The organism is Woodsholea maritima DSM 17123, assembly GCF_000382325.1.
GTDB lineage: Bacteria > Pseudomonadota > Alphaproteobacteria > Caulobacterales > Maricaulaceae > Woodsholea > Woodsholea maritima.
The window spans coordinates 256,733-279,469 of record NZ_KB908057.1 but is presented as its reverse complement, the minus strand read 5'-3'; the positions used below and the strand labels follow the sequence as shown (position 1 = coordinate 279,469).

Annotated in this window: 17 protein-coding genes; 5 read left to right on the top strand and 12 right to left on the bottom strand. The window is 56.3% G+C overall.

From position 1 onward, the window contains the following. Window positions 1-107 precede the first annotated feature (107 nt). Both H151_RS0106795 and H151_RS15735 read right to left on the bottom strand, forming a co-directional pair. Window positions 108-2,993, bottom strand: a complete 2,886-nt coding sequence (locus H151_RS0106795; RefSeq protein WP_019960899.1) for a M16 family metallopeptidase — start codon at window positions 2,991-2,993, stop codon at window positions 108-110. Window positions 2,994-3,179: 186 nt separating this feature from the next. After that, window positions 3,180-5,792: a valine--tRNA ligase gene (locus H151_RS15735; RefSeq protein ID WP_019960898.1), complete on the bottom strand. Its 2,613-nt coding sequence runs from the start codon at window positions 5,790-5,792 to the stop codon at window positions 3,180-3,182. A 168-nt stretch (window positions 5,793-5,960) separates the two neighbouring features. Between H151_RS15735 and H151_RS0106785 the strand changes: the two genes are divergently transcribed. Then, a complete protein-coding gene (locus tag H151_RS0106785; protein WP_019960897.1) occupies window positions 5,961-6,782 on the top strand; it encodes a glutaminyl-peptide cyclotransferase in 822 nt (273 codons plus the stop codon). 734 nt (window positions 6,783-7,516) lie between these two features. Here H151_RS0106785 and H151_RS0106780 read toward each other — a convergent pair. Beyond that, on the bottom strand, window positions 7,517-8,386 hold the full coding sequence (locus tag H151_RS0106780) for a beta/alpha barrel domain-containing protein (protein ID WP_019960896.1): 870 nt from the start codon (window positions 8,384-8,386) through the stop codon (window positions 7,517-7,519). Further along, window positions 8,383-8,808, bottom strand: a complete 426-nt coding sequence (locus tag H151_RS0106775) for a hypothetical protein (RefSeq protein ID WP_019960895.1) — start codon at window positions 8,806-8,808, stop codon at window positions 8,383-8,385. The genes H151_RS0106780 and H151_RS0106775 overlap by 4 nt, the downstream gene beginning before the upstream one ends. Before the next feature lie 901 nt (window positions 8,809-9,709). On the opposite strand from H151_RS0106775, the gene H151_RS0106760 reads away from it, so the two are divergent. The 4 genes from H151_RS0106760 (at window position 9,710) to H151_RS0106745 (ending at window position 14,709) form a co-directional block, all read left to right on the top strand. After that, window positions 9,710-11,536 carry a homoserine dehydrogenase gene (locus H151_RS0106760; RefSeq protein WP_019960892.1) on the top strand — a complete coding sequence of 609 codons (1,827 nt, stop codon included), beginning with the start codon at window positions 9,710-9,712 and terminating at the stop codon, window positions 11,534-11,536. Window positions 11,537-11,560: 24 nt separating this feature from the next. Next, window positions 11,561-12,505, top strand: coding sequence for a homoserine kinase (locus H151_RS0106755; protein ID WP_019960891.1), 945 nt, complete (start codon window positions 11,561-11,563; stop codon window positions 12,503-12,505). A gap of 13 nt (window positions 12,506-12,518) precedes the next feature. Beyond that, window positions 12,519-13,808: a threonine synthase gene (thrC, locus tag H151_RS0106750; RefSeq protein ID WP_019960890.1), complete on the top strand. Its 1,290-nt coding sequence runs from the start codon at window positions 12,519-12,521 to the stop codon at window positions 13,806-13,808. 127 nt (window positions 13,809-13,935) lie between these two features. Then, complete coding sequence (locus H151_RS0106745; RefSeq protein ID WP_019960889.1) at window positions 13,936-14,709, top strand: DUF2189 domain-containing protein; 774 nt, start codon at window positions 13,936-13,938, stop codon at window positions 14,707-14,709. Here the strand turns inward: H151_RS0106745 and ccoS are convergent. From ccoS to ccoN, 8 genes are all read right to left on the bottom strand, one after another. Continuing rightward, window positions 14,706-14,894 (bottom strand): cbb3-type cytochrome oxidase assembly protein CcoS, encoded by a 189-nt coding sequence (gene ccoS, locus H151_RS0106740; protein ID WP_019960888.1) that lies wholly within the window; start codon window positions 14,892-14,894, stop codon window positions 14,706-14,708. The genes H151_RS0106745 and ccoS overlap by 4 nt on opposite strands. Beyond that, the gene (locus tag H151_RS0106735; RefSeq protein WP_019960887.1) at window positions 14,891-17,086 is read right to left on the bottom strand and encodes a heavy metal translocating P-type ATPase; all 2,196 of its coding nucleotides are present in this window, start codon (window positions 17,084-17,086) and stop codon (window positions 14,891-14,893) included. Before H151_RS0106735 ends, ccoS begins: the two co-directional genes overlap by 4 nt. After that, entirely contained in the window at window positions 17,074-17,535 is a 462-nt protein-coding gene (locus tag H151_RS15730; protein WP_019960886.1) for a FixH family protein, read from the bottom strand. The genes H151_RS0106735 and H151_RS15730 overlap by 13 nt, the downstream gene beginning before the upstream one ends. Next, entirely contained in the window at window positions 17,532-19,010 is a 1,479-nt protein-coding gene (gene ccoG, locus H151_RS0106725; protein ID WP_019960885.1) for a cytochrome c oxidase accessory protein CcoG, read from the bottom strand. The genes H151_RS15730 and ccoG overlap by 4 nt, the downstream gene beginning before the upstream one ends. Before the next feature lie 64 nt (window positions 19,011-19,074). Then, window positions 19,075-20,010, bottom strand: a complete 936-nt coding sequence (gene ccoP, locus H151_RS0106720; RefSeq protein ID WP_019960884.1) for a cytochrome-c oxidase, cbb3-type subunit III — start codon at window positions 20,008-20,010, stop codon at window positions 19,075-19,077. Beyond that, a complete protein-coding gene (locus H151_RS15725; protein ID WP_019960883.1) occupies window positions 20,003-20,212 on the bottom strand; it encodes a cbb3-type cytochrome c oxidase subunit 3 in 210 nt (69 codons plus the stop codon). The genes ccoP and H151_RS15725 overlap by 8 nt, the downstream gene beginning before the upstream one ends. 5 nt (window positions 20,213-20,217) lie before the next feature. Next, entirely contained in the window at window positions 20,218-20,976 is a 759-nt protein-coding gene (gene ccoO / locus H151_RS0106710) for a cytochrome-c oxidase, cbb3-type subunit II (protein WP_019960882.1), read from the bottom strand. Between the two features lie 9 nt (window positions 20,977-20,985). Beyond that, complete coding sequence (gene ccoN / locus H151_RS0106705; RefSeq protein ID WP_324602830.1) at window positions 20,986-22,473, bottom strand: cytochrome-c oxidase, cbb3-type subunit I; 1,488 nt, start codon at window positions 22,471-22,473, stop codon at window positions 20,986-20,988. Window positions 22,474-22,737: the final 264 nt, after the last annotated feature.

Below are 22,737 nucleotides of genomic sequence, written 5' to 3'. Positions count from 1 at the left end.
GGGTCTGACAATTTAGCGCGCGTGCGAACCCTCACACGCGCGCGCGACTATGAACGCTTATTTGGGCGCATCGTAAAGCCCTAACGGGCCAGCCTGTCAAACGGTTGCTATTGCACGTCCGCGTCCACGACACTTTGCGGTAAGATCGACACGCGATACGCGTTTTCAGGCGCGAGATATTGACGCGCCGCCGCAATCACCTCTTCGCGGGTAATCGATCTGTAATCGGCCTCTAAGGAGCGCAAGCGGTCCAAAGTCTCCGGCATCATCTGGGCCTGGTTCAGCCCGGCCAGCCAATAGCGGTTGTCTTCGCGCAATTCCTCCAGCTCTTCCAAGATGGGTGTGCGTGCGCGCAGGAAGTCATCCTCGCTGACATCGCCCTCGCGTACCGCCTCAACCATGGCATCAATGGCACCATAGGTCGCCTCGACATCCTCAACTGAGACATCCACCCCGATCCAAAAATATCCATAGTCTGGGAAGACTTGGGATTCTGAATTCGAGACGATGGCCGAATAGGTCTTACCCAGCTCCTCGCGCAGAACCTCAACCGATTTTTGATCCAAAACCGCACGCAGCATATCCAGAACCCGGCCCGTGCGCGCATCCCTGCTATCGGTGGTTTTCCAATAGGCATTGACCATGCCCTGATAGGCCTGACCATTGAAAGGCACCACGATGGGCTCAGCGGTAGGTTCAGGGAAGTTCAACACGCGATTTTCATCATCGCTGGGCCAGGTCTCATCGCGCGCATCCAGCGCGCCGAAGGTGGCACGTACCGCCTCAACCGCCTGATCGCGGGTGATATCGCCGACAATCGTGATCTCAATCGGAGCCGACATCAAGGCGGGCTCGAGCATCTCACGGCCATGATCCATGGAATAATTAGACACTTCCTCTGCGGTCGGGAAGCCCCAGCGCGTATCACCTTCACGCAGCATACGGCTGACTTTATTGATGGCGACCTGAACCGCCTGGGCACTTTGGCCGCGACGCACTTCATCGGCGACCGCGCGGAATTGGCTCAGCGCCTCAACCCGCCAGCCCGGCTCGCTCAGATAGGCCGCCATCAATTGCATTTGCAAATTGAAATCTTCTGGCGAGGCAACGCCTTGTAGGAAGAAGGTGTCGGTGGCCACACCCAAATCCACATTCACCGCCTTACCGGCCAAAATGCGTTGTAATTCATCGCTGGAATGCTGCTTCAAGCCGCCAGAGGTAAAGACAGAACCCAAAATACGGCTTGCAGCCGGTACAGGTTGCGGGGTCAGCACACCGGCCCCGAAATTAACCCGTACGCGCACAATATTGTCTTCAAAATCGGTGGTTTTGATATTCAGCTTCACCCCATTGGCAAAGCGCAGGGTTTCAAAGCCTAAATCCTCGATATGTGCCTCAGCGACGACATCACCCGGGGTTCCGAAATCTGTATAGGCAAATTCCAACGGCCCATTATCGCTCAAAGGCTCAACCTTTTGCGCGTTTGAGGCCAGCCAGGCATCACGCACCGCATTGGCCCCATCGCTTTCTTCCAAGGGCGTTGCCAGCATGACTTGTGGCGGGCCGGCCTTCCACATGGCTTGGAAGAAGGTTTGAACCTCTGCCAAGCTTACACGGTCTTGGCTTAAACGATCATAGACATATTGGGGATGGACGAAGACTTCATCATTGAGCCAATCATCGGTAATCTGATCTGCTAATCCCGGTGTGGGGCGCGTTCCGGCCTGGGCCGCTGCATTGCGCCAGCCTTGCAGTAAATTCGCCCATTGCTCATCAAGCTCGGCTTGGGTGAAGCCATATTCCACCGCGCGCCGGATCTCTTGCTCAACTTCGCCCAGTCCTTCACGCCAGCGATCCGGTGAGGTTACGGCCAAAAGCCCCGTTGACGTCATCAGATTGTAGTGATTATCACGCTCAATCTGGACCTGAACCAAAGCCGACTGACCGGCATTGATATGCGACTGCAAGCGACGTTGCAGCATCGCATTGCCCAAATACCGTAGCGTGTCCTTACGGGCATAGGCCAAAGTATCCAGCTCTTTTTGACCTTCGGTTGGAATATCAACCGTTACGATTGTGAAGACGTCAGGATCATAGACATAGTCAAATTGTGCAACATTGGGTGCGGTGTAGCTGCCAATATCAGGATCGCCGGGCGCATTGTCTGGTTGTTGCCAGCTTGCAAAATGCTCGCGGATCTTGGCTTCAACCGCATCGACATCAATCTCACCCACAACGACCAGGAAGGCGCGCTCAGGGGTATAGTAATCGGTGTAATAATCCACAAAGGCGTCGCGCGGTGCCGTGCGAATAATCTCGGTTTCACCAATCGGGAAACGATCCGCCACAATTGTATCGGGCATTATAAAACGGGTATAATGTTTGAAGAAGCGCTGGATCGGCGTATTACGCGCACGCTCTTCACTTAAAATCACGCCGCGCTCACGCTCAATCGCTTCAGCGTCCAAATTCAACTCGGATGCCGTTTCGCGCATGATCATCAAACTGGTATCGACAACCTCATCATCGACGCGCGGCAGGTCAAGCTGATAGCCGACCGCATCAAACGAGGTGTAGGCGTTCGAATCCGCCCCAAAGGCCAGGCCATAGCGCTCCAACAAGGGAATAAGCTCGCCTTCCGCAATATGGGTCGAGCCATTAAAGGCCATATGCTCGATAAAATGCGCGATACCGCGCTGATCTTCACGCTCCGCCAGAGAGCCCATATTAAAGCTCATACGCACCGCAGCGGTGGCACTGGGCGTATCGTTATACAGAATGGCATAGCGAAGACCGTTTTCCAGCTTGCCATAGCGCACGGCCTCATCAACAGGAATATCGCTATATTCGTGGGCAAAATCAGCCGCCGCCGCACGCGCGTGCAAATCATCCTGCGCGCCATCACGGCCATTATTGACGGTTTTTGGATTACATGCCGAGACAAGAACCAAAATCAACAAAGATGATAAAAGCTTAGCCGACTTTACCTGCATGAGTAAGACCTTCACGTTCAACGATATTCCCAGCACCCTAGGGGAGAGGTGATACAATAACAAATGAAGCTGCTGTAAGATTAGCCGCGTTCAGCGTTTAAGACCCCCACCTCATGCATGAATACTAGAGTGTGATTTTGACAAATAAAACCCCGCCTTAAAAATAAGACGGGGTTTTAAAAGCGTTTATTCGCTTTTTGGCTCTTGAGGAGCCATTTTCAGCGCCACTTCAAAGTCATTGTCCGGCGAGGCCGCGCGGGGCAGGCCCTCACTTAAGGGATGCGCCCAAACGATGGTCTGCGTACTCATCACCGCTTCCATATCAAGCGCAGTATCGCCCATGACCCGCGCCAAGCTTTCATTCGGGTCAGAATCGCGAAGGCCGGCGACCTCCATGACCTCGACCGGAGCCTTCATCGAGACTTGAAGCTCTGACTTCACCTTGCGCCCTGCCGCCAGGATGGAGACGAAATTATCGCCCTCGCGTCGGAACGTGTCAGGTGCGATAAAGTCCTCAGCCTTAGGCCAGCTGCCGCGCGCATGAATGGTCGCGATGGCATTATCGCCCTCACCCCACAGCACATCATGCAAGGTTTCGGTGACAAAGGGCATGAAGGGCGCAAACAATTTCGTGATCGTCGCGCTGGCATGGAAGAGCGCATAAAGCGCCGAAGTTTGCTCCGCATCGGGTACCCCTTCAAACCGGGTCCGGCGTTTCACAATCTCCAGATAATTGTCGCAATGGATACGCCAGAAGAAATCTTCAACATGGCGCAGGGCCTGCGCATATTCATATTTCTCAAAGGCCTCAGTGGCTTTGGCAACCGTCTCTGACAAATGGCCTAGCATCCACTGATCCATCGGATGGGAGATCAGGCCAGCCGCAAAATCAGCCTTCACCGTGCTCGGTTGAGCCAAAGCGCCTTCTGGTACCTGCTCCCAAGCCATATGGGCCAGCTTGATAGCATTCCACAGCTTGGTCACCAGGCGCTTACCCTGAGCCAAGGTATTGGGCGACAAGGCGGTATCATGGCCCAGACGCGAGGTCCCGGTCCAATAGCGCACCACGTCAGAGCCATATTCATCCAGCAATTTGATCGGGTCGATCACATTGCCCTTGGATTTGGACATTTTCGAGCCGTCTGACGCCAAACACCAGCCCGAGATGGAGATATTATTCCACGGCACGCTTTGGCCATGATGGAGGGCCTTCACAATGGTATAGAAGGCCCATGTGCGAATGATTTCATGAGCTTGCGGACGCATCGCCATCGGGAACAGGCGTTTGTGCGTCTCATAATCCTTACCCAGATCTTCACTCACCGTGCGGGTCACCAATTGCGGGGAAACCGAGCTGGTCGCCCAGGTGTCCAACACATCCTTTTCCCCAATGACGTCATCGGCGCTATAGCCTTCAGGAAGATCAGAAGTGGGGTCGACCGGCAATTGATCCGGGCTCGGAACAATGATCTTGCCTTCTTCGCCCGGGCGTTTTGAATACCACACCGGAATGGACACACCAAAATGGCGTTGGCGCGAAATGCCCCAATCCCATTTCAGGCCTTCAACCCAGCTTTCCAGGCGCTGGCGCATATACTCAGGGCGCCAGGTGATCTCGCGCGCTTTTTCCAGGATCTGGTCTTTATAATCGAGCGTTTTGATAAACCATTGCGGGGTCACAATGATTTCCAGTGGCGCGCCAGAGCGTTCGGCCACCGGCACCACTTGGTGTGTGACATCTTGCTTCAGGATCAGGCCGCGCTCTTTCAAGATCTCTAAAATCGCCTCTTTGGCTTTTTCCGCTTTCAAGCCCGCCAGCTGGGTGATGATGGCTTGAGCCGCTTCAACATCCTTAGAAGGCCATCCCTCTGAGCCAATCGCCAGATCGGATTTCATCTTACCAGCTTCATCGATCACCACGCGCAGGGGCAATTTGTGCTTGCGATACCATTGAATGTCGGTGACATCGCCAAAGGTACAGCACATCACAATGCCGGTGCCTTTTTCAGGGTCGACCGTATCTTCGGCATAGATCGGGATCGGCACACCATAGAGGGGCGAGATCGCATTTTTGCCGACCAGTTCTTTGGCGCGCGGATGCTCAGGGTGGATCATCAAACCGCCACAGGCCCCGATCAGCTCAGGGCGCGAGGTTGCAATGATCGCAGGCTCCAGCTCGCCGCCCTCGATCTCAAACGGGATCTGATTGAGCTTGCCTTCGCGTTCAATCTCTTCAACCTCGGCCTGGGCGATGGCTGTGCGGTCGGCCGGATCCCACAAGGTGGGCTCCAAACGGCGCTCCAACAGGCCTTTACGATAGAGATCAAGGAAGGAGAGCTGCGAGACCTTACGGCTTTCATCGGAAATCGTTTGATATTCCCGGCTCCAATCCACACTCAAGGCCAAGCGAGAGAACAGATTGCGGAACTCATCCTCGTAAGGGGGGATGACCTCTTTACACAGGGCCACGAATTCCTCGCGCGACATATTTCCGCCGCGGACCTTTTTGACCTTTTCCACTAAGCGTTCCGTCGGCAGACCATTATCGTCCCAACCGATGGGATAGAGCACATTGCGCCCGCTCATGCGCATATAACGCGCCATGATATCGGCCTGGGTATAGGAATAGACATGGCCCACATGCAAGGTTCCGGACACGGTCGGCGGCGGGGTATCAATCACATAATCCGTTTCAGCCGGCGCATCAGGCGACCATTTAAACGCATCATCTTCGGCCCAGCGGGCCTGCCATTGGGTTTCTGCGTCGGTATGTTTGTATTTCTTTGGAAACGGTTTCATTGTGTGATCATCAAGCCGGTGAGATAAGAATAAAGGTCGGAGGTCTAACGCTCTCTAGACCATTTTGCGGATGGGAAAAAGACAGCCGTTACAAGTTTAGCCGCGTTGCAAGGCCATCGCTTACACCACATAATAGCGCTAGCCTGCGATAGCCAAGGGGTGGTGACAATGCGTGCTCTGCTGAAAGCCTTCAGTTTGGCTGCAATTCTTTGCAGTTGTGGATTTGCAGGCGCATGGGCGCAAGAGACCGGCGACGGCGCACAAACGGCCCAGACAAGCGATATCCCACAGCCCCCCGTCTATGGCATCAATGTTATCGCCGCCTATCCCCATGACCCCGGTGCCTTTACCCAAGGCCTTCTTTTTCATGACGGTTTTCTTTATGAAAGCACCGGCATGCATGGCCAATCGAGCGTGCGCAAAACCCAGTTAGAAACGGGGGAAGTCATGCGCCGCCACGCCATCGCCGACGAATTTTTCGGGGAAGGCCTGGTCGATTGGCAAGGTAAGTTGATCGCCCTTACCTGGCGCTCGCAAAAGGCCTTTGTGCTCGATCAGGATAATTTTTCACCCTTGGGGGAGTTTGACTACCCCGGCGAAGGCTGGGGCATCACCCGCGATGACACGCACCTCTATATGAGTGATGGCACACCCGAGATCCGGGTTTTAAACCCCGAAACTTTTGAGGAGATCCGCCGCATCCCGGTCACATATGCGGGTGACCCTTTGGGTTATCTCAATGAATTAGAATGGGTCAATGGCGAGATCCTGGCCAATATCTGGCAGACCGAATTTATTGCCCGCATTGATCCGGAAACTGGCGTCGTAAAGGGGCTGATCAGCCTTCGCGGCCTTAAAGCCTATGCCGGGGCTGGGGATGATGGGGATGCGGTGCTAAACGGCATTGCCTATGACGCGGCGCAAAACCGCCTGTTTGTCACGGGTAAAAACTGGGCCCGCCTGTTCGAGATCCAGATTTTAGAGGACTAGGTCAATTCACGCAGGCGAGGGTTAAAAGCCCGCCCCCAAACAGGTCACACTCCTTGCATACTCCCATTGTCATCCCGGCCTTGAGCCGGGACCTGTTGAGATTGCTGGCAAGGTTTATAGATCCCGGATCTCACATTTTAGTGCGCTACCGCCTATCGGCTACTTGAGCGCTATCGTTCGTCCGGGATCACAGCTTGCTATTCAAAACCATCGGCTTTCGCCAACATGAGCACGCCGCTTGTCCGAAAACCCAGCACGCGTTCTAGGCACAACGCGGCCCCGGACGTGATCCGGGGTCCATCGCTCCATAAGAGAGCGCAAGCGCACACGAAGCAAGGATGTCTTGAAAAACTGTCACCCCAAACTTGATTTGGGGTCCATGCCGGACGGAGTGAGCTTGGTTCTGGTCGATCCGAATATACTGCTTGCTTACGGCATGGATGCCAGATCACGTCTGGCATGACAGAGGGGTGTGCTCCCCTGTTTACGGGGGAGCTGTCAGCGAAGCTGACTGAGGGGGCATGACGACACAGACGCTTACACTCAAAGCATCCTCATAGTGTCATCGCGGAGTAGCGTTAGCGCTCAAGTAGCCGAAAGGCGGTAGCGCACTCAAAGTCGCGAGCCGGGATCTATCGTGGTTGCCCCCTAGGCCCATAGATCCCGGCTCAAGGCCGGGATGACAGGTTATTATTCCAATTCTCACTATACGGCGCGTGCGTTTTTATAGCCCCCTATTCCCCCACGGCCCAGGCCTGTGGGGGACGCAAAGCCACATCCTCACAATCAGACGCCAAAGGCATCGCCAACACCCGCGCACGGTCCAGGCGTGTGCGGATGTTCAATGCGTCATGACGCACACTTAAAGCCATCATCAAATCATCCAGACTACACACGCTATGGCGGCCGGGCTGAGGGCCCCAGCTGGTGGCAATCTGTGTGGCCCCGCCTTGAACCGCAGCCAGGCTGTTGGCGACGGCAAGGCCCAGCATATTATGCGATTGCGCGCCCAAAGTGATCGCGCGGTTGCGCACCACCTTGGCTTTTAACTGACGGAAAAGCCCTAAGGTTTCATCCGGCGTACCATAACCGCTGGTATCGGCTGCGCTTAAAATACTTGCCCCGCCCTGAACCGCAACGGTGAAGGCTTCAATCAAGACACCGCGCTCCGTACGCAGAGCATTGCGCGCGGTAAAGTGAACCTCAACACCCTGATCACGCGCCTCAGTGACGCCTTGATAGAGATCATCGAGCAAATGGGTCAAAGCCCGCCCGGCCTGACGCGCAGGCGATTGCGGGCTCATATCCGCATAGATATGCAGGCGTTTTTGTCCGCTATGCCGGCGCAGCATTTCCGCGCCCAGCGCGATTTCACTGCGCCGACAGGGCGCTTGAACACTCAGCGTAAGGGCACTGAGATAGGGCAATACCTCACGCGCCTGATCATAGCTGTGCGAAGCCGCACTGATATGGCCCAGATCCACTCCATCCACGCCCAGCCCCACGATCTGGCGGGCCAGCGCGATCAAATCACGGCTTTCATCCTGGCCTTGCGTCAAACGCTGGCCCAAGGTCAGGTCTAGAATATCAATCGTGCGCGTCATAGCCTCGAGCCTTCTCGATGACGGGTTTCACGCATCAGGCGCACCGATATCACCGCGCTATGCGCACGGATCAACTCGGCCAAGTCTTGGGTGTGGAGGTTCATCTCTCTCGCGATCGCAGGGGAAGGTGTCTGTGTGACGAATAAACCCAAAGAGGCTTGGTTTTGTTCCCCTAAAGAGGGCCATTCCACATCGTGAACCACATAACCGGCGGCTTCGACCCGTTCGATCAAGGCGCTGGCTGTGCCCTCATCTGGGATAAATTCAATTTCCACGAACCCGCTCTCAAAGCTGAAAGGTGTTTCGCCCGGCACCGGTTTGGCGCTCATCTTGGGCGGATAATAGCCCATGCCTTGGACCTTAATGACGGCGGCATTAAGGGCAATCGCTGGCAAATTGGCCGGATTTACAATGCAAGTCATGTCAGGTCTCCTTTGGCGCAAAAGAAAACCCCCGCTTCCGGTTTGGGAGCGGGGGTCTGGGGTCTAGCTGTGATCTGATGATCGAGGCTTTATCCGGCTACCGCTCCCTTGTGTCCACGAATGACCATATTGAGCCACGCGCAGGCGAGAGTGACGAAACGCACGGCGCGTTTCGCAATCTCAATGGCGTAGAACTTTTGGGTCAGTGTGGTCATAGAGAACGCGGTTTCCAATCAAAACGATCCGTTATGTTTCCCGGATCATCAGTTATCGTCTTTGGCGACTATCGTCTTTGGCGACTATCGCCGTTTTTTTTACTCTTTCATAGCTGATCCTTGCGCACAAAGCGTGCAATCCCAGCTTTGGCGCTAGGCTAAAGGCAAAAGATTGCGCTTGGCAAGTCAAAAATTCTTACTTGCCAGCTGCATTTTTTTAAGCGATTTAAATCAACGGCTTAATCATATAAACATATGCTTATATCCGTTTTTTGCCCCCAAGCCCTAGATTTTTCGTTTGACCAAAGGGCGAAGTACCGCGATGTTAGCGACAGCAGCAACGCGGTGGACGGCGTTGGATTTGGCCCTCATGCGGATAGTTTCGCATCGGGCGCGAAATCTGAAACTTTCCGCCTCGACGTTTGGAGTGGCACTGGCATGAACCGATACAATCCGGTCCTGGCAAGTCTCCCCACCGGTCTTGGGTGGGCGTTGACGCCTATGCGCCAGACAGTCATTACCACCTCCACCACCCCCTCGACTATGGGTACCCCCTTACCCATGGAGCGGCGTGACTTGGGCTAACACGAAGTAAAACCCCAAAGTTCTCTCACCCCGCTCCGCACACCGCGCAGCGGGTTTTTTCATGTTCAAAACCGACCCAAACCCCAAAAGGAGCCACCGCCATGGCCAAGCCCAATAACAAGATCCCCTGCCGCGCCCCGATATGCGTTCTCAAATTCGGAAGCTCTGTCCTCACCAAGATCGAAGATTATGACGCAGCCGCGCATGAGATTTATCGCCATGTGCGCAATGGCGAAAAAGTCGTCGCCGTGGTTTCGGCTCTGGCCGGTGAGACAGATGCTTTATTTGGCCTGGCCGATCAGGTGGGCGTCACCCCGCCCGCGGATCTGAGCGCACGTCTGGTGCGTGTGGGTGAGCTGAAATCCTCGGCCCTGATGGCGTTGGCTCTAGCGAATGTAGGTATTCGCACCAGTGTTTTAGACCCCCATGAAATCGGTTTGACCGCTGAGGGCGATGCCCTGGACGCCAATCTGACCGGCATTGATGCAGACGCGGTGGCGGCCCGTCTGACCACCAATGAGGTTTTGGTGGCCCCTGGCTTTATTGCCGAGGGTCAAAATGGCGTTGTCACCCTGGGTCGGGGCGGCACAGATCTGACCGCGGTCTTCTTTGCCCATGAAATTGGCGCAGACCGGGTGCGCTTGATCAAGGATGTTGACGGCGTCTATGCGCGCGATCCGAACAAATATGCCGATGCGGCCCGCTTTGATGCGCTCGATTATGACGAAGCGGTCAAAGTCTCTGCCGGTTTGATCCAGGAAAAAGCCATTCTGGAAGCCAAAGCCAAAGGCGTTGTCATCGAAGTGGCCTCACCGGGTAAATGCTATGCAACCCGTGTTGCCGATACCGCGATCGAAGAAGGCCCGCGCGCCAAAGATCCGCAATTGAAAGTCGCCCTATTGGGCCGCGGCGCGGTGGGTGAAGGCACGCTGCAACACTTGCTCGATCGCCCGGACCTGTTCAAGCTCGGCCCTGTTCTGGTGCGTAATGTTGAGGCCCATCAAGCAACCGCCCCTGAAGGCATTGTTTTTACCAAGGATCTCGATACCGCACTTGCTAATCAGCCGGATATCATCGTGGAGCTGGTCGGCGGCGCGGACTGGCCTGCCGATATTATTGAGCGCGGCCTTCATGAAAACGCCCACATCGTAACGGCGAATAAAGCCGCCTTGGCCAAGCATTATGACCGCCTGATCCCCAAAGCCTATGATAAAGGCCTGGCCCTACATTTCTCCGCCGCTGTAGGCGGGGGCACACCGATTATCGAGGCGCTGGACCGTCTGGCCGTGGAAAGCGGTGTGCGTCAGGTCGAAGGCGTGATGAATGGCACCGGCAATTATCTCTTGGCCCGCCTGAGTGAAGGGTGGAGTTTTGATGCGGCCTTGAAAAAAGCGCAAGAGCTGGGCTTTGCCGAAGCCGACCCTAGTACCGATGTCGATGGCCATGACGCGGCGGATAAGCTGTCTCTGATCATTCGCCGGGCCTTTGGCCGTGATGTCGCCCCCAACCGTATCCCCAAGCAATCCTTGGCCGATATTACGCCGGAGCTGGCCCAAGCTGCCCTGGCGCGCGGTGAAGTCTTAAAGCAGGTCGGCACGGCGGCCTTAAACCCTGATGGTTCGATCACCGCGAAAGTGGAAATCCTGTCTCTGCCGCAGGACCATCCCCTGGCCGCCGCGAAAAATGAGCAAAATGCCTTCCTGGTTACCGAACGCACCGGTCAAGTTCACACCGTCTTTGGCAAAGGGGCCGGGCGCTGGCCGACCGCGGCTTCGGTTTTTGCCGACATCATGGATATTTACCGCACAATCGTGCGCCAACAATCGGGCATTCATACCGAAGCCCCCAAACGCCCCATGCTGTCAGACGCGTTTCACGAGGCTCACCAAAACGCGCACCCCCAGGCTTTGGCCCGACCGGCTGAGTAACGCATAAACAGAGGACATAAGATCATGGCCCGCATCGCAATCGCAAAAGCCCCCGCAAGTTTAGGCAATATTGGTGTGGGCTATGATGTCCTCGGCCAAGCCTTCGCCGCCTGTTTCGATACCGTCACCGCCACCCGGCTGACCGAGACCACAGGCACGCCGGTAGAGCTGGGCGCGGTCAGCGGACGGGTCTCGATCCTGCCTAAAGCGCGCGAGAAAAATACTGCCCTCGCCGCGGCGGGCGCCCTCCTTGATCATGTGGGGGCCAAATTCTCAGTCCGCCTGGACATTGATAAGGGCGTGCCGATGAGTGCGGGCATGGGTGGATCGGCGGCCAGCGCCGTGGCGGGTGTGGCCGCCACCAATGCTCTGTTGGATGAGCCCCTCCCCCTGGAGGCGTTGTTACCCTTTGCGCTGATCGGCGAGGCCGTCTCGGCCAATCCCCCGCCTTGGGATAATGTGATGGCAAGCCTTCATGGCGGTATCGTGATGGCCGCCCAATTAGAGCCCGCCATCGTCAAGCCTTTGCCCACCCCGTCGGGGATTTCCTGCATCCTCTTCCATCCCGATCATAAAATCGAAACCCAAGCCGCGCGCGCCTTACTGGCCCCCAAACGGCCCCATAAAATCGTGGTCGAGCATGCCCGCCGGATTGCCGCCTTCACGGCTGGACTGGCGCTGAATGATCTGGAGCTGATCGAGGCGGGCCTGGAAGATATTTTCGTAGAGCCGCAACGCGCACCCCTTCTGCCCGGATTTAATGCCATCAAAGCCGCCGCCCTGGACGCCGGGGCCCTGGGCGCATCCTTCTCCGGTGCTGGGCCGTCCATGTTTGCCTGGTGTCTTGAGGACCAAAAAGACGCGGTCGCCGCCGCGATGGCCGAGGCTTTTGCCCAAAATGGACTTGACGCGACCCGCTATGATGCGCCCATAAATTCCCCCGGCGTTAGCGTCGAGATTAAAGATTAGGGCGAGACGGATCATGGACTTTCTTCCCATCAATACCGATGAAGGCGCGATCAGCGCCAGCGCGGCCATTCGCACCGGCCTTTCGGCGAAAGGGGCCTTATACCGCCCGGCGCACCTGCCGAAGTTCAATCGGGATGATTTCCCGCCTGATATTGATCTGGTAAGCCTCGCCAAGACCCTTTTAGCGCCCTTCTTTGCGGGAGACGCGCTGGAGCCTCATCTCAACACGATTTGCGAAACGGCTTTCAATTTTCCCGCCCCCCTGACCCGGCCCGATGAGGGCCAACAGAGCCTTTACGCGCTGGAGCTGTTTCATGGTCCGACCGGCGCGTTCAAGGATTATGGCGCGCGCTTCTTGATGGGCTGTCTCAATGCCTTAGCGAGCACCGGTGAAATCCTCACTGTACTGGCGGCGACATCGGGCGATACCGGCGGGGCGGTGGGCTGTGCCGGTGAAGGCCAGCCCCATGTGCAAACCGTCATTCTTTATCCCGATGGCCGGGTGTCTGATTTCCAGGCCCGTCAGCTGTCATGCTGGCGCACCCCGGCGCGCACCTATCGGGTGCATGGCGATTTCGACGCCTGCCAAGCGCTTGTCAAAGCTGCGTTTAACGACCCCGAAGCCAAGGCGCGCTTTCATCTCACCTCGGCCAATTCGATCAATATCGCGCGCTTACTGCCGCAAACCGTTTATTGGGCGCGCGCCGCGTTGGAGGCTTACCATCGCCATGGCGTCAAGCCGGGCTTCATCATCCCAACCGGCAATCTGGGTAATAGCGTCGCCGCCCATTATGCACGCGCCATGGGCTTTCCCATCGGCGAGATCCATATCGCCACCAATGCCAATGCGACCTTGAAAGACTGGAGTGAGGGGGCCCCCTTCACGCCGCGCGCTTCGATCGCCACCTTGGCCAATGCCATGGATGTCGGCGCACCGAATAATTTCCCGCGCTTGCAGGCTTTAGAAGGCGAAGCGCGCGCACCCGTCACCCGCGTTGATGATGAGACCATCAAAGCGGCCCTGGCGCGTGAGTATCAGGACACCGGCTATATCTGGTGCCCCCATGGAGCCACGGGAATAGAGACCTATCGCCAGCTCAGCGCGAACGAAAGGGACGGCGTCTGGATCATTGCCGCCACGGCGCACCCCTATAAATTTTCTGATGTGGTTGAGCCGATCTTGAAAACCCGCATCGACCCCAGCCCGGCGCTCGCCGCTGTGTTAGAGCGTTCGGCCCATGCCGCCGCCTTAGAGCCCCGCTTGGAAGCGTTACTCGACGCGCTGGAAGGCGAGTTTGTTTAAATCTCGACGCCTTCCCGCTCAAAGTTTGGCCATAAAATATTTGGGGTTTTTATAAAACCGTGCTCCAATACCGTTATGATCGTGGCGGATAGGGCAAAGCCCAACGCCAGGACGCGAGGAGATGAGTATGGTTGAATTATCACCCATCCGGCGCGATGCCCCCTGGGCATGGTTGAAAGCGGGATGGCAGGATTTAAAGCGCGCGCCGTTGGTCAGCATTGGCTATGGGCTGGTTTTTGCGCTGATTGGAACTATGATCGTGGCAGGCCTGGCCGCGATCCACATGGCGAGCGCTGCGCCGGTGGCTTTAGCGGGCTTTGCCCTGATCGCGCCGGTCTTTGCCATTGGCGTCTATCGCATCAGCGAGATGATTGATGCCGGGGAAACACCGCGCCTTCTTGATTTTTGGCGCATTTCTGGCTCACGCCTCAGCCAATTGGCGCTTCTGAGCGTTTTGCTATTAATCTTCTTCCTGACCTGGGCGCGTATGGCGCAATTTCTTTATGTCGCGCTCGCCCCGGCTGAAATCATGTCGCTGAGTGATTTTTTCGCTTTCGCCATCAACTCGCCCAAGGGCTTAGCGTTAATGGGGTTTGGCACACTGATTGGCTTTGGCTTGGCCGTAGTGGCGTTCAGCGTATCGGCGATTTCCTTCCCCATGCTGGTCGATCAGGATGTCGATGCCATCACGGCCTTAGTCGCCAGTGTCAAAGCGGTGATCAAAAATCCGTTTGTGATGCTGACCTGGGCTTGGTTGATCGCCTTCATGACGATTGTGGGAATTGCGTTTTTTCTGGTGGGTTTGGCCGTAACCTTCCCCTGGATCGCCCATGCCAGCTGGCGCGCCTATAAAGACTTCGCGCCCCGCCCGGAACCCAGCGCCAGCGCAATTAAAGCTTAAGAAGACTGCCTTGAGCCCTCGTCGAGCGGCTCTTCAACAATCGGCGCGTCCTCTTCGATGAGGATGCGCTGAGCGGCCCCTTCAAGATCGTCAAACTGGCCCGATTTCACCGACCAGAAAAACCCGATCAGACCTGCTACGCCCAAGGCCAGAGCCGCAGGCATCAACCATAATAAAGCCGTCATTTGCGTGCCAATCGTAAGGCGTTAAGCGTCACCAAAATGGACGAGGCCGACATCGCGATCGCCGCTACCAAGGGCGTCACAAAGCCGAACACGGCCAATGGGATCGCAATCATATTATACAGCGCGGCCAGCGCGAAGTTTTCCAGAATGCGTGATTGTGACGCGCGTGCAATGTCCACCGCTTCTGGAATGCGGGCGAGATGATCACCCTGGATCACCAGATCGGCGGCAGAGCGGCTAACCTCCGAAGCGGAGCCCATGGAAATTGAAACATAGGCCGCCGCCAGGGCCGGGGCATCATTGATGCCATCCCCGACCATGACCGGCTTATAGCCTTCATTGATCAGGGCCTCGATACGCGCGATTTTATCTTGCGGTTTCAGCCCGCCTTTCCAGCGCTCCAAGCCCAAATGATCGGCAATGGCTTCTGCGGCATGGGGACGATCACCAGAGAGTAATTCCAAGGTGAAATCGCGTTGGCGTAGGCCCTCCAGGGCGGTTTGGGCATCATCGCGCAGAGCATCGCTAAACTGAAACCGTACAGGCGCTTCATGGCCATAGCGTAGCCAAGCTTCCTGGGTGAAGCCTTCATTGTCTTTTGAAGAGGCCTCTTCAACCCCCATCCAACTCGCGGAGCCGAAGGCCACGGCCACGCCCTTGATCTGACCTTTCAGGCCCCCGCCCGCAATCTCTTCAAGATGGTCAGCCGTATCGCCCATCCCAGCGGCATCGGCGATGGCGCGAGACAAAGGATGGCGTGAGGTGCGCGCCAGCTTGGCCGCCAGCTCCAGCGCATCGGGCGGCAGAGCTTCGGTATTGATGAGACGCGGCTTGCCGCGTGTCAGCGTGCCGGTTTTATCAAACACCGCGTAATCGGCCTTGGCCAAACGCTCCAACGCATCACCCGACTTGATGAGGATGCCGGATTTAAACAAGCGCCCACTGGCCACCACCTGAACCGCAGGCACCGCCAGCGCCAGCGCACACGGACAGGTGATCAATAACACGGCAATGGCGTTGAGGATTGCGGCGCGCGGATCTTGGGTGAGGACCAGCCAACCGACCAGAGTAAGGGCGGCCAGAGTATGCACGATCGGCACATACAGATTGGCCGCACGATCGGCCAAACGCACATAGCGCGAACGGCTCTGCTCGCCCGCCTCAACCAGACGCGTAATCTCGGCCAATAGCGAATCTTCGCGCGCGGCCGTCGCGGTCATCTTGAACGGATGGGAGAGATTGACCATGCCCGAATAAAGCGCCTCACCCGTTTGGGCTTGGCGCGGCACGGTTTCGCCTGTCACGAGGCTGGTATCCAGCTCTGCGCCCGGATCCAGCAATTGGCCGTCCACAGGCACTTTATCGCCTGAGGCCACCAGCAAGACATCACCGGGAATAACATCGCGCGCCGCAATGGCAGAGATTACTCCATCGCTTTCCACCCGATGCGCCACAGCGGCCTGCATCGCGGCGAGATGGCGCGCCGACTGCCCAGCACGTGCGCGCAGGCGGCTATCGAGATAGCGCCCGATCAGCAGAAAAAACAACAACATCGCGGCGGCATCAAAATAGGTATGACCCTTGCCGATCACGGTTTCATAAAGCGATAGCCCGCACGCCAGGAATACCGCCAGGCTGATCGGGACATCCATATTGACATGCTTGGCCTTTAAAGCGCGGATCGCCGAGCCAAAGAAAGGCCGTCCCGAATAGGCCACCGTCGGCAGCACAATCAGCGCCGAAATCCAATGGAAAAGGGTTTGCGTGGCCTCGCCCATCTCGCCCGCGCCCGACCAGACCGAGACCGAGAGCAGCATGACATTGGCCGTGGCAAAGCCCGCCACCGCCATGGCGCGCAACAGGCGCTTTTCTTCTTGACTGACCGCGCTGGTTTCAGTTTCCGGCGCATAGGGGCTGGCCGGATAGCCCAAAGTGCGCAAGGCGCGCACATAATCGCGCGCGCGCACATCGTCCCCGCTAAACAGGATCGCCAGGCGGCCCGTCGACAGATTAAGCCGGGCTGATTTCAAGCCCGGCTGATCCTTCAAGCCATTTTCGATCTTGGCGATACAGCGCGCACAATGCGCGCCTTCCACCGCCAGATCTAAAGCCTTTAATTGACCGCTCGCGCGCACAAAGGCCGTAGGATCCTGATCGAGATCCCAATCGTGATGGAGGGCTAGTTCAGCCAAAGGGCATGCTCCAGTTCGAAGGGGGCCTCATCTGCGCTATGAGCCACGAGCCGCCAACTGCCCACCAGGCTGGGATCGAATGCGGCGCTGTAGAGCCCCTGGCCCGCAGGTTGAAAGCTCAGTGCCTGATCATGATGGCTATTCGTGGGATGACGCAAACGCCCTTGCAACATCAGCCCTTCAACGGGATGGCCCTCGCGATCTTGCACCGCGATTAGGATCTCACTGCCCGAAACTTCAAATTCCGCGCGCCACCCCAGTTCTGCCTGGGCGCGCCGACGCGCCAGCACATCGTTATAATCTACCCCTTGCAGGTAAGAGCGCTCAACATCTTCACCACTGAACGTCTTTAGCGCCAAGGTGACGAAGGTCGCATTGACCGCAATCGTCACCCCAAAAAAGCACATGATCACAATCAGAACATGATAGCCTTTGACTTCCTTAATCATCGGGGCGCTCCAGTTAGTAAGACACTGCGCGTTGTTGCGGTTTCGCCGGTTTCCGGATCGCTCACAACAAAGGTGAAACTCTCAGACGGCCCATCAATGGCCTCAGGCGGCAAGGCCAGGAAGACCTTGAAGTTACGCGTACGATCAGGCTCAACCGGCAGGCTCAGCCCCTCACCCTCATGACCGATAATGCGCATTTCAATCGCCGGGTCACCCTCGACATGGATGTCTAGGTTTACATAGCGCGCGCTTTTATTGATCACTTTAAGCGTATAGCCATTGCGCACCGAGCCATCTGACAAACGGACGTAATTGGGATTGCGATCGCGTGAAGCATTCAACTCTAGCGTTGTGCGGGTCATCAGACCATAGGCCATAATAGCGCAGATCACCGTTAGCACGCTGGCATAAAACACCGTCCGGCTGCGGATGAAACGATAGCGGGGTTTTTCACCGCGCTGGAACCGGTCCACATTATCATCGGTTTCATAGGTGATCAGCCCACGCGGGCGGCCCACCTTGTCCATAATATCATCACACGCATCAATACATAGCGCACAATGGATGCATTCCAGCTGCGAACCATTGCGGATATCAATGCCCATGGGGCAGACGGCGACGCATTGCTTACAATCAATACAATCGCCGCGATCATCCCAGCTTTCGCCTTTTTTATGCGGCCCGCGCGGTTCACCCCGGTCCACCCGATAGGTGACGTTCAAGGCTTCGCGGTCCGTCATCGCGGCCTGAATGCGCGGCCAGGGGCACATATAGGTGCAGACCTGCTCCCTCATCGTGCCGGCCAGGGTATAGGTGGTGAAGGTCAGCATGGCGAAGAAGATATAGGAGGTCAGCGCCGCCTGGCCGGTAAAGAAATTATGAACCACATCAAAGGCATCGTGGAAGTATAAGATCCAAGCCCCGCCCGTCGCCATGGCGATAAAGATCCATACGATATGTTTGGAGATTTTGCGCCAGGCCTTATCAAAGCTCCACGGGGCTTTATCGCGCATCATGCGTTTATTGCGATCGCCTTCAAAGAAGCGCTCCACAGCAATAAATAAATCCGTCCAGACGGTCTGTGGGCAGGCATAGCCGCACCAGACCCGCCCAAAGAGGGCCGTCGCCAGAAACAAGGCCAGCGCGGCGATGATCAATAGGCCAGTGACGAAATATAATTCCTGCGGCCACAGCTCGATAAAGAAGAAATAAAAGCGCTGATGGGCGAAATCGACCAGAACGGCCTGGTTAGAGGCATCCGGGCCACGATCCCAGCGAATGAAAGGCAAAAGGTAATACGCAGCCAGCGCAAAGGCCATAAACACCCATTTGATAAGGCGAAATTTACCCTTTGCGCGCTTGGGATAGATTTGCTGGCGCTTGGCATAAAGCTCACGCGTTGAGGCGTCATTGACCGCGACCGCATCGGATTGGTGTTGATCCGTTGCCGCCTGAGGAGATGTTGATGGTGTCATGGTTTTTGGGCCTTAGCCTTGAAAGGTTGGCTCTGAACGCAAGCCCGCTCAGAGCCTTCACCCTTTAGTCCTGGTTCAATTGTGCGGCTTCGATGAACGCATCGCTTTCACCCCCGCCCAGGAAGTACACATAAGCGGCAAGGGCTGTGATCGTTTGATCATCCAGGCGCCCTTCCCAGCTTGGCATCACCCCATAGGGGCCACGCCAGATGGTATTGATGATTTGCGCACGCTCACCCCCATACAGCCAGTCAGCATCGGTAAGGTTGGGCGCGCCTTGAAAACGGTCACCTGTACCGTCTTCCATGTGGCAGGCTGAACATTGATTGACAAAGATCTCAGCACCCGCCTCAGCAGAGGCCAGGGTCTCAGGCTCACGCCCAGACAGGGTCAGGACGTAATCGGTGACCTGGTTGATCTCTTCACGGCTCAATAATTCATCACGGCCAAAGGCGGGCATTTGCGAATAGCGCGTATCACGGTGTTCGGAACGAATACCCACCCGCAAAGTGTGCTGAATATCCTCAAACGTCCCGCCCCACAGCCAGACATCGTCATTGAGGTTGGGGTAGCCGACAAAGCCTTGCGCCCCGGCCCCGTGACAGGTGGCACAATTATCGCCAAAGGCTGAACGCCCCGCCGCCATGGCAAAGCCCAGAAGATCTGGATCACTTTCAATAGCGTCGATGGAACCGGCCTGTTGCAATTGCTCAAAATAGCCCGCGCGTGAGGCTTCCAGTTCGGCTACGGCCTCAGCCACATTGCGCCGTTCGGAGTTGTCTGTGATACCGCGGGTATGGTCGCCCAAGCCAGGAAGCCCCGGAATGGCCGGCATAAAGACCATATAGACTACGGCCCAGACTACAGAGGCATAGAGAATCCACAACCACCAGCGCGGCAAAGGATTATCCAGCTCTTTAATGCCATCCCACTCATGACCGGTGGTTTCAACACCAGAGTGGTCATCGCGTTCGCGGCTTTCGTCGTGATTATCAGCCATGGCTTGGCTCCTGACGGAGACCTTGGGTCTCCAATTGCGCGTCCTCGGTTAAAGGACCCTCATCATGCAACGGCATGGCCGCAGCTTGAGCAAACTTGCCTTTATTCTTCGGCCACAAGGCATAAGCCAGCACCGCAGCGAACATGAAGATAAAGGACAATAAGCCCCAGGTTTGGGCAAAACTGGATAAGATCTGATACATCGCGCTTACCTCAAGTTTTCTGCCGCTTCAGGCTCATAGGTGGAGAAATCCACCATCGTGCCCAGGATCTGCATATAAGCGATCAAGGCGTCGAGCTCTGAGATCACGTCTGGATTACCGTCGAAATCGCGAAGCGGTGCCCCGTGATAACGCTCGCCCAGAACCTCATAACGATCAGAATATGGATCGAGCTGACCGCGCAAATCGGCCTCAGCCTCTGCAATCATCTCATCGCTATAGGGCACACCCACAACCCGAAGCGCCGCCATGCGTGGACCAACAACGCCTTCGAACTCCAAAGGATTGTGTTCCAAGCGGGCATAGGGCGGCATAACGGATTCAGGCACGACCGAGCGTGGATCACGCATATGGTCACGGTGCCATTCATCTGAATACTTGCCGCCCAGACGCGCCAGGTCTGGCCCGGTACGCTTAGAGCCCCACTGGAAGGGGTGGTCATACATGCTCTCTGCCGCCAGAGAATAATGACCATAGCGCTCCACCTCATCGCGAAGCGGACGGATCATCTGAGAGTGACAATTATAGCATCCCTCACGGATGTAGATGTCACGGCCCATCAATTCGAGCGGAGAGTAAGGACGCACGCCCTCAACCTCTTCAATGGTGGAATCGAGATAAAACAAAGGTGCAATCTCGATAATCCCCCCGATGGAGACGACGGCCAGAATGCCCGCCGTCAACACCATGGAATTTTTCTCGATAACCTTGGAGTGGAAATTATCAATAAAGCTCTTGAAGCTCATCTCTCCCCCCTATTCTGCGGGTTGATCGATCGCGGCAGGTTGATGATGAGCGACATCTTCGCTCGCCTTCACCTCACCACGAATGGTTTTGTAGACATTGTAGACCATGATCAGAGCCCCAGCGAGGTAGAGCACCCCACCCAGCATCCGGATGATATAGAAAGGATGCATAGCCTCGACGGTATCGACGAAAGAGTATTCGAGGAAACCGAGATCATTATAGGTTTTCCACCACAGGCCTTGCAGGATACCAGAGACCCACATCGCGCAGATGTAGAAGAGGATCCCCAAGGTCGCGAGCCAGAAGTGCCACTCGATCAAAGCGCGTGAGAACATGCCCTTGCGCTTCCACAACCAAGGCACCAGGCAGTAAATCGCCCCGAAAGAAATGAACCCCACCCAGCCGAGCGCACCAGAGTGCACGTGACCAATCGTCCAGTCGGTATAGTGCGAGAGAGAGTTCACGGCGCGAATACTCATCACCGGACCTTCAAAGGTGGACATGCCGTAGAAAGCCACAGAGACCACCAGCATCCGGATCACAGGATCGGTGCGCAGCTTGTCCCAGGCCCCAGACAGGGTCATCAGACCATTGATCATCCCGCCCCAGGACGGCATCCACAACATAATAGAGAAGGTCATGCCCAGGGTCTGCGCCCATTCCGGCAGAGCCGTATAGTGCAGGTGGTGCGGACCGGCCCAGATATAGATGAAGATCAAAGACCAAAAGTGCACGATGGAGAGACGGTAAGAGAAAACCGGGCGCTCTGCACGTTTGGGAATGAAGTAGTACATGATGGCCAGGAAGCCCGCGGTCAGGAAGAAGCCCACCGCATTGTGGCCATACCACCACTGGGTCAGCGCATCTTGCACACCGGCAAAGGCCGAATAACTGCGAGAACCAAAGAAGCTGACCGGCACGGCCAGATTGTTGACCACGTGTAAGAGTGCAATCGTCACGATGAAGGCCAGATAGAACCAGTTCGCGACATAGATATGGGGCTCTTTACGTTTGGCGAGCGTCGCCAAGAACACCAGCAAATATACCACCCACACCAGGGTCAACCAGATATCGGCATACCATTCAGGCTCGGCATATTCTTTCGATTGGGTAATCCCGATCAGATAGCCCGTTGCGGCGATCACGATAAAGAATTGATAGCCCCAAAAGACAAACCAGCTCCAGACACCGCCCACCAGACGGGTGCGGCAGGTGCGCTGTACCACATAGAAGGAGGTGGCCAGCAGGACGTTACCCCCGAAGGCGAAAATCACCGCCGAGGTGTGTAACGGGCGCAAGCGACCAAAATTGGTGAAAGGAAAGTCTGGGAAATACAAGAAATTCGGGAAGGAAATCTGCGCGGCGATAATCACCCCGACCAGAAGCCCAGCCACAGCCCAGAACATCGAGGCGATCGTACCGTATTTGACGATCGTTTCACTATATTCACGTGGATTTTCTTTAAGCCCGCCATCGCCATAATGGCCGACAAGCATGATAAGACCTACGATAAAGCCCGCTGCGATGAGCCAGGCTTGACCGCGCATAAGAGCATCAGCCCCATGCGCAGCGGTCACAATGGACCAAAGAAGACCTAAGACGCAGATTGCGCCCACGGCCAGAGCACTGGCATCAAAGCCCGTGCGTTTTGATTGCATAAAAGCTGCCATCCTATATCCCCGGATTAGCCAAGCGTGATGGCAACAGGCTTAAAGAGGAATATCCCTAAAAGCACTATGGCGATTTGACGCGATCAGCAC